Origin of the sequence: Streptomyces sp. NPDC026673 (genome assembly GCF_040638135.1) — a bacterium.
Classification (GTDB): Bacteria; Actinomycetota; Actinomycetes; order Streptomycetales; family Streptomycetaceae; genus Actinacidiphila.
In genome coordinates, this window is record NZ_JBEZXR010000127.1 from 1 (window position 1) to 14,639 (window position 14,639).

Annotated in this window: 16 protein-coding genes and 3 pseudogenes; 8 read left to right on the forward strand and 11 right to left on the reverse strand. The window is 68.1% G+C overall.

What is annotated here, in order from left to right:
* Nucleotides 1–383: 383 nt before the first annotated feature.
* A protein-coding gene (locus tag AB0F62_RS40885; protein WP_361811370.1) for an IS3 family transposase occupies nt 384–1,546 on the reverse strand; the annotation gives its coding sequence in 2 pieces (ribosomal slippage) (nt 384–1,259 and nt 1,262–1,546; 1,161 coding nt in all).
* A complete protein-coding gene (locus AB0F62_RS40890; protein WP_361811373.1) occupies nt 1,474–1,908 on the reverse strand; it encodes a hypothetical protein in 435 nt (144 codons plus the stop codon). Before AB0F62_RS40890 ends, AB0F62_RS40885 begins: the two co-directional genes overlap by 73 nt.
* Before the next feature lie 705 nt (nt 1,909–2,613).
* Here AB0F62_RS40890 and AB0F62_RS40895 point away from each other — a divergent pair.
* A complete protein-coding gene (locus AB0F62_RS40895) occupies nt 2,614–4,047 on the forward strand; it encodes an aldehyde dehydrogenase family protein (RefSeq protein WP_361811376.1) in 1,434 nt (477 codons plus the stop codon).
* 218 nt (nt 4,048–4,265) lie between these two features.
* Nucleotides 4,266–5,105 (forward strand): helix-turn-helix transcriptional regulator, encoded by an 840-nt coding sequence (locus AB0F62_RS40900; RefSeq protein ID WP_361811379.1) that lies wholly within the window; start codon nt 4,266–4,268, stop codon nt 5,103–5,105.
* A 418-nt stretch (nt 5,106–5,523) separates the two neighbouring features.
* Here the strand turns inward: AB0F62_RS40900 and AB0F62_RS40905 are convergent, their stop codons facing one another.
* The 6 genes from AB0F62_RS40905 to AB0F62_RS40930 all read right to left on the reverse strand — a co-directional run bounded on the left by AB0F62_RS40905 (nt 5,524) and on the right by AB0F62_RS40930 (nt 8,730).
* Nucleotides 5,524–5,823: a hypothetical protein gene (locus tag AB0F62_RS40905; protein ID WP_361811382.1), complete on the reverse strand. Its 300-nt coding sequence runs from the start codon at nt 5,821–5,823 to the stop codon at nt 5,524–5,526.
* A 378-nt stretch (nt 5,824–6,201) separates the two neighbouring features.
* The gene (locus AB0F62_RS40910; protein ID WP_361811384.1) at nt 6,202–6,375 is read right to left on the reverse strand and encodes a hypothetical protein; all 174 of its coding nucleotides are present in this window, start codon (nt 6,373–6,375) and stop codon (nt 6,202–6,204) included.
* Nucleotides 6,376–6,855: 480 nt separating this feature from the next.
* Complete coding sequence (locus tag AB0F62_RS40915; RefSeq protein WP_361811387.1) at nt 6,856–7,314, reverse strand: type II toxin-antitoxin system VapC family toxin; 459 nt, start codon at nt 7,312–7,314, stop codon at nt 6,856–6,858.
* Nucleotides 7,304–7,573, reverse strand: a complete 270-nt coding sequence (locus AB0F62_RS40920; RefSeq protein ID WP_361809216.1) for a prevent-host-death protein — start codon at nt 7,571–7,573, stop codon at nt 7,304–7,306. Before AB0F62_RS40920 ends, AB0F62_RS40915 begins: the two co-directional genes overlap by 11 nt.
* Before the next feature lie 248 nt (nt 7,574–7,821).
* Nucleotides 7,822–8,217, reverse strand: a complete 396-nt coding sequence (locus AB0F62_RS40925; protein ID WP_361811390.1) for a hypothetical protein — start codon at nt 8,215–8,217, stop codon at nt 7,822–7,824.
* Between the two features lie 42 nt (nt 8,218–8,259).
* Entirely contained in the window at nt 8,260–8,730 is a 471-nt protein-coding gene (locus AB0F62_RS40930) for an SAM-dependent methyltransferase (RefSeq protein WP_361811393.1), read from the reverse strand.
* Nucleotides 8,731–8,967: 237 nt separating this feature from the next.
* Between AB0F62_RS40930 and AB0F62_RS40935 the strand changes: the two genes are divergently transcribed.
* On the forward strand, nt 8,968–10,005 hold the full coding sequence (locus AB0F62_RS40935) for a hypothetical protein (RefSeq protein WP_361811396.1): 1,038 nt from the start codon (nt 8,968–8,970) through the stop codon (nt 10,003–10,005).
* 578 nt (nt 10,006–10,583) lie between these two features.
* Complete coding sequence (locus AB0F62_RS40940) at nt 10,584–10,943, forward strand: hypothetical protein (protein WP_361811399.1); 360 nt, start codon at nt 10,584–10,586, stop codon at nt 10,941–10,943.
* Nucleotides 10,944–10,980: 37 nt separating this feature from the next.
* On the opposite strand, the pseudogene AB0F62_RS40945 reads toward AB0F62_RS40940, so the two are convergent.
* Nucleotides 10,981–11,337 (reverse strand): annotated as a pseudogene (locus AB0F62_RS40945) (hypothetical protein); the annotation flags it as partial.
* A 19-nt stretch (nt 11,338–11,356) separates the two neighbouring features.
* Here AB0F62_RS40945 and AB0F62_RS40950 point away from each other — a divergent pair.
* The 3 genes and pseudogenes from AB0F62_RS40950 to AB0F62_RS40960 all read left to right on the forward strand — a co-directional run.
* Nucleotides 11,357–11,554, forward strand: a pseudogene (locus AB0F62_RS40950) (hypothetical protein); the annotation flags it as partial.
* A gap of 278 nt (nt 11,555–11,832) precedes the next feature.
* Nucleotides 11,833–13,068, forward strand: coding sequence for a BtrH N-terminal domain-containing protein (locus AB0F62_RS40955; protein ID WP_361811402.1), 1,236 nt, complete (start codon nt 11,833–11,835; stop codon nt 13,066–13,068).
* A gap of 112 nt (nt 13,069–13,180) precedes the next feature.
* Nucleotides 13,181–13,640 (forward strand): annotated as a pseudogene (locus AB0F62_RS40960) (hypothetical protein).
* Here the strand turns inward: AB0F62_RS40960 and AB0F62_RS40965 are convergent.
* Nucleotides 13,606–14,058, reverse strand: a complete 453-nt coding sequence (locus AB0F62_RS40965) for an IS5 family transposase (RefSeq protein WP_361811405.1) — start codon at nt 14,056–14,058, stop codon at nt 13,606–13,608. The pseudogene AB0F62_RS40960 and the gene AB0F62_RS40965 overlap by 35 nt on opposite strands.
* A gap of 27 nt (nt 14,059–14,085) precedes the next feature.
* On the opposite strand from AB0F62_RS40965, the gene AB0F62_RS40970 reads away from it, so the two are divergent.
* Entirely contained in the window at nt 14,086–14,331 is a 246-nt protein-coding gene (locus AB0F62_RS40970; protein WP_361811408.1) for a transposase, read from the forward strand.
* 36 nt (nt 14,332–14,367) lie between these two features.
* On the opposite strand, the gene AB0F62_RS40975 is transcribed toward AB0F62_RS40970, so the two are convergent.
* Nucleotides 14,368–14,639: DM13 domain-containing protein (locus tag AB0F62_RS40975; protein ID WP_361811411.1), on the reverse strand; the 272-nt coding region annotated here is incomplete at its 5' end.

Below are 14,639 nucleotides of genomic sequence, written 5' to 3' on the forward strand. Positions count from 1 at the left end.
CGGTGGCCGTTTGTCTATGCGGGCACCAACCCGGACGCCGGAGCAAACCCCCGCATCAGGTCCAACCCGCTACACCACTTCCAAGGACGCAACCCGGGGTGCTCCGGTCGTTTCCTGCTGATCGTGGTCACTCGAGGTGCGGGACCCCGTGCACCGACATCCAAGAGCTTTGGCCTGCGGTTGGCCGCTGCGGGTGCCGGCACCCGACAACGACCCGTGGATACTCGCTCACGTGGGTCTCGGTGACGGCGAGTCGAGCGGAAGACTCGTCGACGATGCCCTTCTCCTGGGTGAAAGCGGCGATCAGGGACTGCCAGGCGATGTTGTTCACGGACCCAGAGGCCTGGCGCGGGGTCTGATGCAGGTTCGGGTGACAGGTTCGGTCACGCGGCCTGGAGGGCCGGTGGGGTCATGACGGTTTCGAATTCGACGGGGGTCAGCCGGCCGAGTGCTGCTTGTCTGCGGCGGCGGTGGTAGGTCCGCTCGATCCAGGTCACGATCGCGATCCGCAGTTCTTCACGGGCGGCCCAGGTCCGGCGGTCGAGGACGTTCTTCTGCAGCAGGCTGAAGAAGGACTCCATGGCCGCGTTGTCGCCGGCTGCCCCGACTCTGCCTATCGATCCGGCCATCCGGTGACGGTCGAGTGCCCGGACGAATTTCCGGGACCGGAACTGCGATCCGCGATCGCTGTGCAGGATGCATCCGTCGACGTGTTCGCGCCGGGCCACGGCGTTGTCCAGGGCGGTCACGGCCAGGCGGGACTTCATCCGCACGTCGATGGAGTAGCCCACGATCCTGTTGCTGAAGACGTCCTTGATCGCGCAGAGGTACAGCTTGCCGTCGCCGGTGGCGTGTTCGGTGATGTCGGCGAGCCACAGGCGGTTCGGAGCGTCAGCGGTGAAGTTGCGGCGGACGAGGTCGTCGTGCACCGGCGGGCCGGCCTTCTTGATCCTTCCGCGCTTCTTGCCGAACACGCTCCACCAGTGGTTGTCCCGGCAGATCCGCCATGCGGTCCGGTCGGCCATCGCGGCCCCCGAGCTGCGGGCTTCGTCGGCCAGGAAGCGGTAGCCGAACTCGGGATCCTCGCGGTGGGCGTCGAACAGCGCGTTCGCGCGATGAGCCTCCTCCAGCACGGTGTCGGTCACCGGCTTGTCGAGCCAGCGGTAGTAGGGCTGTCTGGCGAGCTTGAGCACCCGGCACGTCACCGTGACGGGCATCCCGTCCGCGGCCAGCTCTTTCACGAGCGGGTAGATCCTTTTCCCGGCAGATGAGCCTGCGACAGGTAGGCCGCGGCCCGGCGCAGGACCTCGTTCTCCTGCTCCAGCAGCTTGATCCGCCGACGCGCTTCCCGTAGTTCCGCGCTCTCCTGGCTGGTCACCCCGGGCTTGGCCCCGTCGTCGATGTCCGCCCGGCGCATCCATTTCCACAACGTCATCGGGTGGACCCCGAAGTCGGTGGCCACCTGCTCGACTGTCACCCCCGGGCCGCGGTTCCTCGCGACTCGCACGACGTCTTGGCGGAACTCTTCCGGATAGGGCTTGGGCACAGCGACATCCTTCCCACCCGCCCCACAGGGCAAGCCAGTTCAGATGTCACCCGATCGTGCAGCAGGCCCACCCGCCGGTTGTAGCGATGGGCAGGGAGGGCGAGCAGGAACTCGCGGCTGGCGTCGAACAGGCCGAAGGAGGTCGCCAACGCGTACCAGCCTCGGTTGGCCTGCTCGATGAGTTGCTGGTCGTCGAAGCCGACGAAAGTATCCTGCCGGCCCGTCTCCTCGTGGGTGCAACCGGCCATCGCGCTCATGACGGACACTGGCAAGGCAGTGCATGGCACACCGCCTTCGAGCACCTCCAGGCCCGCCCGCTTCAGCGGGGCATGCACTTTCCGGTGCATCTCCTGCCTGCCCATGCCCTCCCCCGTTGCCGCTTGATCACCAGCAGACAAATACGAGCCTACCGATCGGCAATGACCAGGGGACGGGCAGTCCAGGACCGGAGGGCGCACACGTGCTCTCGGACTCCACGGAGAAGCACTGTCAGCCGCGGCCGGGTACGGCGCCATGCGCGCCACACCGAACGGCGGCGGCGTGGGGATGCCGGTCGGCAGCGGCGTGCCGGTCGGGAAGCGATCGGAGTGCTGGAACACGATGTGCCCCCTTCTATCTGCGAAGTGGCATTGAGCACGGACGAGCGGGAGGCGTGGACCTGGCTGCGCAGGTTGGACAGGTCGACGTCGAGGACCTGGCCGTTCCGTTTGAGGGGCTCGCCGTCCACGAGGACGGCGCTGATGTTGCGGGCGTCGGAACCGAGGACGACGGTGTCGATCGGGTCGTTGAGCGGTCTGTGGGCAGCCCGCGCCGCCCGGCCCGCGGGGATACGGCCTCAGAGGAGGTGGGCGGCAATGCGCCTCGGTGCCGGCGTCGGCGGCTGTGCGGCGCCGACGACACGCTTATAGGCAAGATCGGGGCACGGTCAGGCACCTCTGGGATCCGCGATGATGCGGGCAGGTGGGCACGACGCACCATCCAGCCTCAGCGACGGGCAGCAAAGTGACCCCGATCACGGGCATGACGAGACATGGATGCCGCACGTCGGTCGATGTTCTCTGAACTGTATGAACGCACACCCCGAGGTTCCTTTTCCCACTCCCTCCCACTGGATCGATGGTCGCGCGGTCCAAGGTTCCGGAGCGCTGTTCTCCGTCGTTAACCCCGCCGACGAGTCAGTGATCGCGTCCGTGCACGAGGGAACGGCCGAGGACGTGGACCAGGCGGTGAACGCCGCGCTCGCCGCCTTCCCCGCATGGTCGTCCAGCTCGCCGGCGGACCGCATCGCCGTCATGCGGCATCTCGCCGAGGAAATGCACATGCATTCCGAGGAACTCGCGGCCACCATCACGCTGGAGATGGGCGCACCGATCAGCTTCTCGCGGCAAGCGCAAACCGGATTCCCCGTGGCATCGACGCTCGCCGCCATCTCTGCGGCTGAAAACTACGAGTGGACGGAGGTGATTGAGAACTCGCTCGTCATCCATGAGCCGATCGGCGTCGTAGGTGCGATCACTCCGTGGAACTTCCCGCTGCAGCAGTTGGTGACCAAGGTCGTCCCGGCGATGCTGGCAGGCAACACCGTGGTGTTGAAGCCCTCGGAGATCTCTCCCCTGAGTGCCCGGATGTTCGCGGAGATCGCCACCGAAGCAGGGCTCCCGAACGGTGTGTTCAACGTCGTCCAGGGAACGGGAGCAGTCGTCGGCGAGGCCATCGCCCGGCATCCGAAGATCGATATGATCTCCTTCACCGGGTCCACCCGCGCGGGCAAGAGCGTCTCCGTTGCCGCTTCCGGAACGGTCAAGCGGGTCGCGCTCGAGCTGGGTGGCAAGGCAGCCCACATCGTCCTGCCTGAGGCCGACCTCGACTTCGCGGTTGCGCGCGGACTGGCCTTTGCCTGGTCTAACGGGGGCCAGGCATGCGGCGCCTATGTCCGTATGCTCGTGCCCGAGGCCCTGCAGCAGACCGTGGTCGAGAAGCTGCGTGCCGCCGCGGCCGAGTACACGGTCGGTGACCCCGCCGACGAGGCCACGCGGATCGGTCCGCTCGCGTCGGAGAGCCAGCGTCTGCGCGTGGACGACTACATCCGGCGCGGTGTCGCCGACGGTGCCACGCTCGTGGTCGGCGGGCCCGGCAGGCCGGAGGGCTTCGAGAAGGGCGCGTACGTCAAGCCCACGATCTTCTCGGACGTCGACCCCGCGTCCGTCATCGCCCAGGAAGAGATCTTCGGCCCTGTTCTGGTCGTGATCCCGTACACCGACGACGATCACGCTGTCGAGATCGCCAACGGCACTGTGTACGGTCTCAATGCTGCCGTCACCGGTGACGAGGAACACGCCATGGCGATCGCCCGGCGGCTGCGTGTCGGACAGGTCGACGTCAACGGTGGGGAGCACAACTTCCAGGCTCCGTTCGGCGGGTACAAGCAGTCGGGTAACGGTCGGGAGATGGGCCGCGCCGGTATCGAGGAGTTCCTGGAGACGAAGGCGATCACCCGCTGACCCACCAGGGTGAACGCGAGTGAAGCGGCGCGGCACGCATCACGTCCCTGGCGGGAATCTGTGATGGGGCCGCGTCGCTTCACACTGTTGTGTTTGTGGACGATGTCACCGGACGACGCGACGGAGTTCCGCGCACGAGTGTGTCGTGGACCGCCGCCGGGAGCGTCTGGGCTGGCATATCCCGTCTGGAGGATCACCAGCTGAGAGGAAGTGCGTCCATGGCGGACCGAGCGGGTCTGGCGGCCTTTCTGCGTGCGCGCCGCGAGGCCCTTCAGCCGGAGGACGTCGGGCTTCCCCGCGGGCGCCGCAGGCGTACCGGCGGGCTGCGCCGCGAGGAGGTGGCGGCGCTGTGCGACATGTCGGTCGATTACTACAGTCGGCTCGAACAGCCTCGGGGGCCCCATCCCTCCGAGCAGATGCTCTCCGCGATCGCCCGCGGTCTGCGCCTGCCACTGGAGGAGCGCGACCAGCTGTTTCAGCTCGCAGGGCATGCCTTGCCCCGCAAGGTACGGCGCGGCGACCACATTGCCCCCGGGACAATGCGCATCCTGGACTGCCTGGAGGACACCCCCGCCCAAGTGGTGAACGACCTGGGCGAGACGCTGAAGCAGACCCGCATGGCTGTGGCGCTGCTGGGTGACCAAACGGCGTACACCGGGCTGTCGCGCAGTGCGCACTATCGATGGTTCACAGATCCGGCCTCCCGCCTGTTCCGCCCGGACAGCGACCATGCCCAACACAGCCGGCTGATGGTGGCGGATCTCCACGGCACGTACGCTCGAGACGGCCGCGATTCACGTGTCGGTGAGTTCGTCGACTCGCTGCGTAGGGAGAGCCCCGAGTTCGCCGAGCTCTGGGAAGAACGCCCAGTGCTGGGGCCGTACTGTGCCGTCGAACGCTTCCTGCACCCGCGGGTGGGGGTGCTGGAACTGAACTGCCAAACGCTCATCGATCCGGGCCAGTCCCAGCGGCTCCTGGTCTATACCGCCGTTCCAGGGAGCGAGAGCCACACAAACCTCCAGCTCCTGTCCGTCCTGCATCAGGCTCTTCCGTCCTGAGGGCCTCAGGTTTGCCCGGCAATCGGCCTTCCCGGCGTCACTGTCGCATCCGGGTCAACCGACGAGGTCATCACATCGCGGTGGCAACGCACGGGGTTCATCATCCCGCGTGTACGAAGAGTGCGGGGCGGGCTGTTCAGCCGCCCCGCCCCCCTCTTGCAAGTTGCTCGGTACATCGTCAGCGCCGGCCCCGCGACGACGCAGGCGAGGGCCTTCAGCCAGGGGCCGCACCCACCACGGGGCACCACCACGTCGCGGGCATAGCCGCCCGGACACCGCACGCCAGCACAGCCGGCCGGACGGCCACACATCACCGCGCCCCTGGGCGTGCACCCCGTCCGCTGCCCCCACCGGGTGCCGATGCCGCTGCTCCCGGTCCGGCCACACCCACAGGGGCAGGTGACGGCCAGTGAGGAAACTACCCACCCGGCCCCCACGATTCGTCGCCGTCGACAACCGCGCCGTCGACGACCACCGCCTGAGCGTCCTGGACATCGGACTGCTCACCATCGCGCTGCGCCTGCCCGACGGCGCGGACTTCACCATCGCCGCCCTGGCCAACACCCGCAAACCCGGACGCGAAGCCCTCACCAAAGCCATGCGGAACCTCGTGGCATACGGCTACATCGTCAAACTCAAAATCCAGGACGCCACCGACGGCACCTGGCGCACCGAATTCTCCGTCGCCGGCCTCCCCCACCGCCGACAGGACATCCACCACCTCCTGGCCCAGGTGGCCGGAACACGGGCCGTGCGCGTGGAACCGGTCTGGCTCGACCCCCGCAACCACCACACCCCCACCCCACCCGAGCCGACACTGCCAGAGCCGGCCGCCACACACTCCCCAGCCGCGCCATCCGCCCTCCGCCCGGTCACCACGTGCTCTCCCGACCCGGACGCCACCAATCACAACCCCGAAGACGTACAGGCCGGACCGAGTGACGGGTTCCCGACAGTCGGTCAACCGACAACCGGTCACCCGACCGCCGGAAACCCGTCGGCCGGCCAGCTCCCACCCCCCCCACACCGTCCACAACCCCCGACCCAGGCCCGGGCCCGGGCCCTCACAACACCACCAGCACCCCCCGCCCCGGCACTACTGACCCCGGCACGCCCGCACCAGCAGGGAAACCGCCAGGCAGCCAGCGGGCAGCCGCCCCCGCCCCACACGGTCACCTCCCTGGCACCCCCGGCCTCGGCACGCCAGCACCAGCACCAGCACCAGCACCAGCACCAGCACCAGCACCAGCACCAGCACCAGCAGGGTCAACGCCGGGCAGCCCGCGCGCAGCCGCCGCCCGGATCGCCGACGCCTGGACCACCGACCCCGACGGCCGCGCCCGCAAATGCCCCTGCCGCACCCAACGAAACCCATAACCCGCCAACGCCCACACCCCGCTGCCGGCACCGACCCCGCCAACACCAACCCTGGGCTCACAGGCGGCCACCAACGGCCGTCCCGACACCCCCGATTGCCAGCGCCACGGCCCCGAGCCCAAGCAGGACCCGCAACACCACCAACAAGCCCACCGCCCATACGCAAGGCGCACCCAACCCCCTTGCGCACCACCGCCAAGAGGGTCCCCCCCATGTGCAATCCCGACGGCCCCCGGCTGCCCCGCCATTGCGCATCCCAGGACCCACCCCTACACCCGAATGCGCAACCCCAACCCAGCCCGCCCCCATGCGCAATAAGGCCCGAACCCCCGACCCGAGCCCGTCCCCGAACGCACAGCGTGGACGGGACCGTTCAGCGGTCGTGAAGTACTGCCGGGCGGGTGACCGGAACGACGGTCAGCAGACCATCCAACCCCTTGAAGTCGTCAGGGTTGGTGGTGAACAAGGGCAGTCCCTCGGCAATGGCGATCGAGGCAATCATCAAGTCCGCGACGCGACGCCGGGGTTTGCGGCCCGCGCCGATCACGGCGGCGCAGACCCTGCCGTAAATGCGGGCGGCTTCCACATCGAAAGGAATGGGATCGAACTCGTTCTCCGCACGTTGCAGGACATCCATGCGCCGGGCACGTTCCGCGTACTCCTCGTAATCGCCCTGCTCATCGTTCCTGCGGACCTCATGAGGACCAGCCGACAACTCGGCCAAGGTAATGACACTGATCGCCACCTCGACCGGCAGTTCCTCCGGATCCACCCACCTGCGCAAGATCATGATGTTCGTATCCAGCAACCCCTGCTCGTACTCAGCGGGCATAGGGATCACCCTGCTCCTGATCGGCAGTGGCATCCTGGTCGACCCGGAAAGCGTCCAGCGAAACATCCGGAGCGGTCTGCGACATCGCGGCAAACTCACTACGGGGAACAAACCGCCGGCGCCGCCGTAGCGGAACCAGTTCACCGATACGGTGACCATCGCGGGTGACGATAAACGCCTGACCGCCTTGAACAGCGTCCATGATCTCTTTCGACCTGGTACGCAAATCACGCTGAGTAATCTCCGGCTGTGCTCCCATACCACCACCATAACCCTCGGTGGCACCCGGTGCTACCACGTAGCACCAGGCCACGGCAGCACACCCCACCCCAGGCCCCAGAACGACCCACCGCCGCCACACGCAAACGATCCAGACCATGCCCACACCCCCATGCGCAACCCCGCCAACTCAACGCGGCCAGCCGCCCGACCCGACACCCCATCGTCATCCTCATGCCGCCTCCCGACGCGAGACCGGACCACAGAACACCACCCCGGCCAGGCTGATCACGCCCCGGCCAGGACCGCTGCGGCATCCAGCGCCCGGTCCCAGGGATCATCGGCTGGCTTTCCGCTCCCGGGCGGGTTCGGGACGAAGCCGCCGCCGCCGCACAGCACGCTCACGCCCATCACCCGCAGCTCCGCAACGCTCTCCTCGAACCGGTGGTGCTGCACATACGCCGCGTTCACACAGGGCATCGCCACGATCGGGATGCCCTTGCCGATACCTTCGGCAGCCACCCCCACCACGAAGTGATGCGTGAGCCCCAGCACCCAGGAGTTCACCGAGTCGAACGTGGCCGGCGCGAAAACAATGACGTCCGCAGACAGCCAGACATCCGGCTCGCCAGGCCGCTTGTACCGCAACCGCACCCGATACCCGGTCAACGCCGCCATCACCATCGCCCGGGAGGGAACAGTCCCGCGCACGGCTGAGGGATGGCCTCAGGGGCGCGGCTCGGCCCAGTAGCCGCCCAGCATCTCCCCGGGCCACGATGGCTCGTCCACCGGGCCCCGGGGGCCCATCTCCCGGAAATACGGGGCGAGGTCCACGACGGGCGTGCCCACGACCGCGTCGAGGTCGCTCACGTGGAGGTCGAGACCGTCCACCTGCAGCAGCCACGGGAAGCTCGTGGCGATCTGGTTCGGCCGGCGGTGGTTGCGGTGCACGAACGTTCCCGTGACCGGCCAGACCGGGTTGCTGCGGGGGCTGCGCGCGTGCAGCGCCACGTCGTCCGGGGAAGCGAGGTGGAACGCCCACGTGACGACCAGGTGCGAGAACTCCTCGAGGCCCTGGACCGTCTGGGCGGGGAAGCGGTCGTCGAGGCGGATGACGGACTCCACCCCGCCCCAGTAGTCGTCCGCGACCTCGGTCCGTCCGCTCACCACGCGGCCGATGGGCTCCAGCTCGAACACGTCGTCTCCCTCCCGGTGGTCAGGCCACGTCCGACAGGAACGCGGCCGCGCGGGCGTCGGTCTCCCGTACCGCCCGCACCCCGCGCTGCCGGTTGTCGGCGTTCGCGTGAAAGTGCACAGGTCGGTACGCGGAAACGTGCACACCCCTGCCGTGCGACGTAGGGCCCCAGCGGCCGTCCGACAGCCCTAGCCATCCGCCCGCGGACGGCTTGCCGGGTGGCCGTAGACTCGCGCGCCATGGAAGAGATGTTCGAACTGGGGGCCATCAGTTGCCCGTCCGGCACCCTAGTGATCATTGACGGTGGTTACCTGGGGCTGTGGAGCGGAGACCGGTCGCCAGCGGACATCGATCCGGCCGCCTTGGGTCTCGAAGACCCTGCCATGGCCGCCGACGTCACGGGCGCCATTGACTTCGTGGTCACCGGGCCGGACGCCTCCGAAGCCGTTCGGACCTTTGATAGACAGCCCGGCTCCAGGCTCCATGACATCCCGGCCTCGAAAGCCGCCGAATTCGAGGCTACTTTCGATGGTCACTGCCGATCTGTCGGCCTGGACGCGCGACTGGAGGCCCTGCCCGTTCGGGAGGCCCATGCCCGCAGGGCCCGTCGGACAGTCCAAGAGGGCGGTGGCAGCTTCTTGATGTTCGGAGTACCCGTTGTTGCAGTGGGTGGCGTGCCCAGAAGTCGGCACCTGCCCGTGATGGCCACACGAGTCGACTACGGCGACGGCATCGGGGCTCGATGGTCCGAGATCTCGATCCGGATGGATGAGGGCCAGGTCGCATCATCGGTTTCCTTGGGCGACATAGGAGTGGACTGGGCACGTGTGCTTTTCGGCGATGTCGACGCCTTGAACACATGGCAGCACGATGAGCCGGTGGACGGCTTGGCCGACGTGGCGTTCTGGGGTGCCGCGGCAGACGAAGCCGCCGTCACATTTGCCGCACCCGAGCTCGGAGAGCCCGGCGAGGACGGCGTTCGGGGGTGGGCCGCCCTGCCCGTCTTGGAAGCCATGGACAGAGCACGTGCTCTGTCGAGATGGAAGGACGAGACCGGACGACGCATGGCGGTGGACTTCCGACCCCACTCCCACCACTGGCAGATCATGCGCGAGGTACGCGCTTCGCAAGTCGAAGCCGGATCCGTGCAACTCGGTGATGCCCGAGTGCTGTGCGCAATGACGAGTTGGGGCGACGGCCTATTCCCGGTGATCGCCGATCTGAATGCGTCGGGTGACCTGCTCACAGTGCGAGTGCGCTTCTCCCACACGCCCTGAACAACCAGCCCTGAGCGCGTGGGATGGGTACGTAGCGCCGTACCTCGGTGAGCACTTTCATGTGTACGCCGACACCGGTACGGCGACAACGCGGAACGCATCTGGACCGCAGTCCCCCGGGCCCGTCCGGAGTGCACCCCGTCCATGGCGTCCAGGGCCCGGTCCCACGTCGCGCACGCCTCCTCAATGAGGCCCTGGCGGGCCAGCACGGCCCCGAAGGACCCGAGGGTCACGGCGTGGGTCCGCTTGAACGGGGTCGCCTGCCGGGTGCGGACGCTTCGCCGGAACTGCGACAGGGCCCCGCCGAGGTCCCCGCTGTCCCGGAGCGTGCACGCGCTCTCGTGGGCGAGGGAAGCCTCCTTGAAGAAGAACACCCGGCCCGGCTCGGCGTCGCCGTCGGACGCGCTACGGAGGTCGTCCTCGGCGTGCAGCAGCGCCGCCACCGCGCGCACCCTGGCGCCGGTCGCCGCGAGCGCGCGGGCAGGGACCACGCCCAGCAGCGACCGCTCCCGGGGCGTGGCGAGGGCGTAGCGGCGCCCGTCCACGGACGCGGCCGCCAGGTCCAGGGCCTGCCGTGGGTGCCCGAGGTCGACAGCCTGGTGCGCCATGGCGCGCAGCACGTGCGCGGCCATCGGCGGGTCGTCAGCCTCGGCCGCCAGCTTCACCGACCCGGTGAAGTACCGCTGTGTCGTGGCGTGCTCGCTGTTGTCGAACGCCATCCACCCGGCCAGGCACGCCAGCTCTGCGGCGGCGGAGAACATGTCACGCCGTATCGCGTCGTCCGCGAACCGGCCGCGCAGCAGCGCCACCACCTCAGAGGTGAAGTACTGGACAACGGCCGTACGGGCGTGACCGCCGCCGTGCCGCTGGTCGATCCGGGAGAACATGCTCGCCATGTCGCGGACGGCCTCGAGGTCGCCCCGTCCCACGGCACGTGACCCGGGCGCGCGGCGGCCGGCGCAGGGCCAGCGCTGGTCATGCCCCAGTCAGGGCCGCTGCGACATCCAGCGCTCGGTGCCAGGGATAGTCTGCGGGCTTTCCGGTTCCAGGCTGGTTCGGGACGAAACCGTCGTCGCCGTAGAGCACGGTCACGCCCATCGCCCGCAGCCTCGCAACGCTCTCCTCGAACTGGTGGTGCTGTACGTAGGCCGCGTTCACACAGGGCATCGCCACGATCGGGATGTTCTTTCCGATGCCTTCGGCGGCCACCCCGACCACGAAGTGGTGCGTGAGCCCCAGCGCCCAGGAGTTCACCGAGTTGAACGTGGCCGGCGCGAAAACAATGACGTCCGCAGGCGGCCAGACATCCGGCTCGCCAGGCCGCTTGTACCGCCGCCTGCTGCGCGTGTTCTACCTCTCCGCCCAGGTCGCCGCCCGCTGCTGCCTCACCTCACAGGCCTTCTACCAGCGCAAACGAAGCGAGGGGAAAACCCACAAACAGGCGATCCTCGCACTCGCCCGACGCCGCCTCGATGTGCTCTGGGCCCTCATCCGAGACCAACGCACCTTCACCACCGAGCCACCCCACCGCGGACTCACAGCAGCGTGACCTGATCGCCAAGCATCACCGAAGCCCTTGACAAACACCATTGGGCATCAGTGAGTGCGAGGCGGGAATGTTTGTCCGCTCGCCGGCGGCGAGATAGCCTGGTGGCGGCGCTTCCTACACGCCCGACCCCTAGACCGAGTGCTCACGCCACCCGGCGCCGCAGGGGCAAAGGTGATCTTCTTGTCGTCGTAGGCGTGGCTTCCTTCGTTGTCTTCCTTTCCGGGTGACGGTGACGGTCTGCGTGAGGGTTCGTGCCGGCCACCTCGAGAGGACCGACAGTGACGGAGCAGCGAGGGTTCAAGAAGCTGGTGCGTGAGCGGATGGCTCGCACCGGGGAGTCGTACACCACGGCCCGCGGCCATGTACTGGCCAAGGCGGCCAGGGCGCAGCTGGCGGTGCTTCCCGATGGGCTGGCGTATGCGGAGTTCGGCACCGACCAGCACCATGAGGCGTCGCTGATCCGGCATGCCCTCGGCAGCGTCCACGACGAGGCGCTGGTTGCCGGTCTGGCCGGGGGCATCGGCTTCATGTACTTCGTCTTCGAGTACCAAGACCTGCCGCCCATGCTGACCATTGTCGCCCAGCACCATCCCGAGCCATGGGTCCAAACGGCCTTGGACCGGCTGCACGTGCCGTACGACATCCAGCACAGCGGAAAGCCTCAGTGGGCCAAGCTGAGCAACGCCCTGGACGCGGGCCATCCGGTGTTCTGCACCGTGGACAAATCACGGCTGCCCTGGCACGGGATGGAGCCGGGATTCGGCGCCGACCCCTACACCGTCGTCATCGCCAGCTACGACGGGGACACCCTCTACGTCGACGATGAGTCTGCTGCACCGCACGCCATCAGCACCGAGGAGTTCGGCGCAGCCTGGTCCGCCTACAAGAAGGGGCGCCACCAGATGATCGTGCCGACCGGACAGGCCACCGGTGCTCCCGATATCGACGGCGCGATCGCCGCCACCGCGGGGCATCTCACCGGGCCGGTCCTCGGCAACAACTTCGACGTCAACTTCGGATTCTCCGGAATGGAGAAGCTCGCAGCCCAACTGCGCGACACCAGGACGAAGACCGGGTGGGAGCGGCGCTTCGGGGAGCCGGTGCCCTTCTTCCACGGGGTGCGCAGGCTGTATGAGTGCCTGGAGGTGGAGTACACGGCACCGGGTGCGACACGGCCGCTTTATGCCGACTTCCTGGACCTGGCCGGCCGGGCCGATGCGGCAGCCTTGTTCCGAGAGTCGGCCCGCGGCTGGGAGCGAGTGGCCTCCCTCGCGCTGGAGACAGTGTCCGGCCTGGGCACGTACACGGAGATCTGTGAGCAGCGGATGCTACTGATCATGTCCCGCGGCAAGGAAGCAAGGGAAGAGATTCGAACCCTCGGGGAGCGTGCCAACGCGCTCGCCGAGGACTACGGAGCACCCGACGCCGAACAGCGTAGGCATCTGTTCGACGAGCTCGCTGGCATCGTTGACGCCTGCACGGCACTCGAACGACAAGCCATCGAACTGCTGTAAGAAGCTGTTGTCCTTCCGTAGGTGATCGCTGCGTTTCCGCTGGTCAGGCATGATGTCGGCGGCTCGGCGGCAGGGATGACGTGTCGTGTCGTCTCTTCGGTGGGGGTGCTGGATGCCGTCGGTGCTGGGGCTGTTGGAGGAGCGGGAGCGTGCTGCTCGGCAGCGGGTGGAGGTGCTGCGGGCTGAGTTGCGGGATGCGGAGGCCGCGTGGGAGCGGTTTGTGATCGCCCGTGAGACGGTCGGGCAGGTCCTGGCGGGACCGGGTGACCGCCAAGGAGGTGCCGGTGCCGGTGGAGGGTGCGGTGCGCGGTTCGGTGGTGCCGGTGTGGCGGGCAGGGCTGGAGGCCGTGGTGCTGGCGCCGGACTACCGGCGGATCATGCAGATCCTGGCCGGCCCGGTTGGTGGAGCGATGGACTGCCGGCAGCTGGCGGTGGCGCTCGGTCTCCATCCGGTGCCGGCGAAGGTCGAGGGGGTGCGGTCGAAAGCCAAGCGACTGATTGCGCGGGGCTGGCTGGCCGAGCAGAGCCCGGGGATGTTCAGCGTCCCCGCTTCGCGAGGCGGCGGCTCATGACCATGCTCATCGACCAGTAGATCATCGCCTCCGAACTGTCGGCGCGGGTCTCGTAGTCCCGGGCCAGGCGGCGGATGCGCATCAGCCACGCGAATGTGCGCTCCACCAGCCACCTTTTAGGCAGCACCGTGAACCCGCTGGTGCCGTCGCTGCGTTTGACCACGGTCAGGGCGATCCGCAGGATGCTGCGGGCGAGGTCGACGAGCTGGCCGATGTAGCCGCCGTCGGCCCACACCCGCGTGATCCGCCAGTGCCGCTCGCTCAGGCGGGCCAGCAGTGTCTGCCCGGCCTCGCGGTCGGTGACCGACGCCGCGGTGACCGTGACGGCCAGCAGCAGTCCGAGGGTGTCGACCACGATGTGCCGCTTGCGTCCGTTGATTTTCTTGCCCGCGTCGAAGCCCCGCGTCGCGGCCGGCACCGACGCCGCCCCTTTGAGCGCTACGCGGTGAGATCCGGCATCGAGGGCACCATCTGCGAGTTCGCCCATGGCCACGACATGCGCCGCTGCCGCTACCGTGGACAGGCCAAGGCGCACCTGCAACACGTCCTCACCGCCATCGCCGTCAACGTCGAGCGCCTCAGCCGCCGGCCCCCCGGCGAAAGCGCGCCCCCACGACCACCGACAGCTTTCCAGGAGTACTGCGACCAGCAGGGAATTCGGCGCCTGATGTCCTGGCGCGCGATCAGTTAACGCGGGCGGCGACCAAGATCCCCGACAGAGTCAAGCTCAGGCGCGGGCCAGTTGGGCGGCGCCGAAGGAGACGTTGAACCGATCGCACCAGATGCTCACGCTGGTGTACTTCTCGAGGTCTGCGTTGGCGGGCAGCGGGTAGTTGTGGCTGCCTTTGTTGCCCTTGAGCGTGCCGAGGCTGAGGTGCGCGCCGTCGTCGAAAACGTCCCAGCCGTCCTTTCCTGGCTTCACTGTCGCGTCCGTGATCCAGACTTTCAGGTCGGGGCCGTTGCTGGTGTCCAGGTCTTCCAGGCGCAGCACTCGGGAGC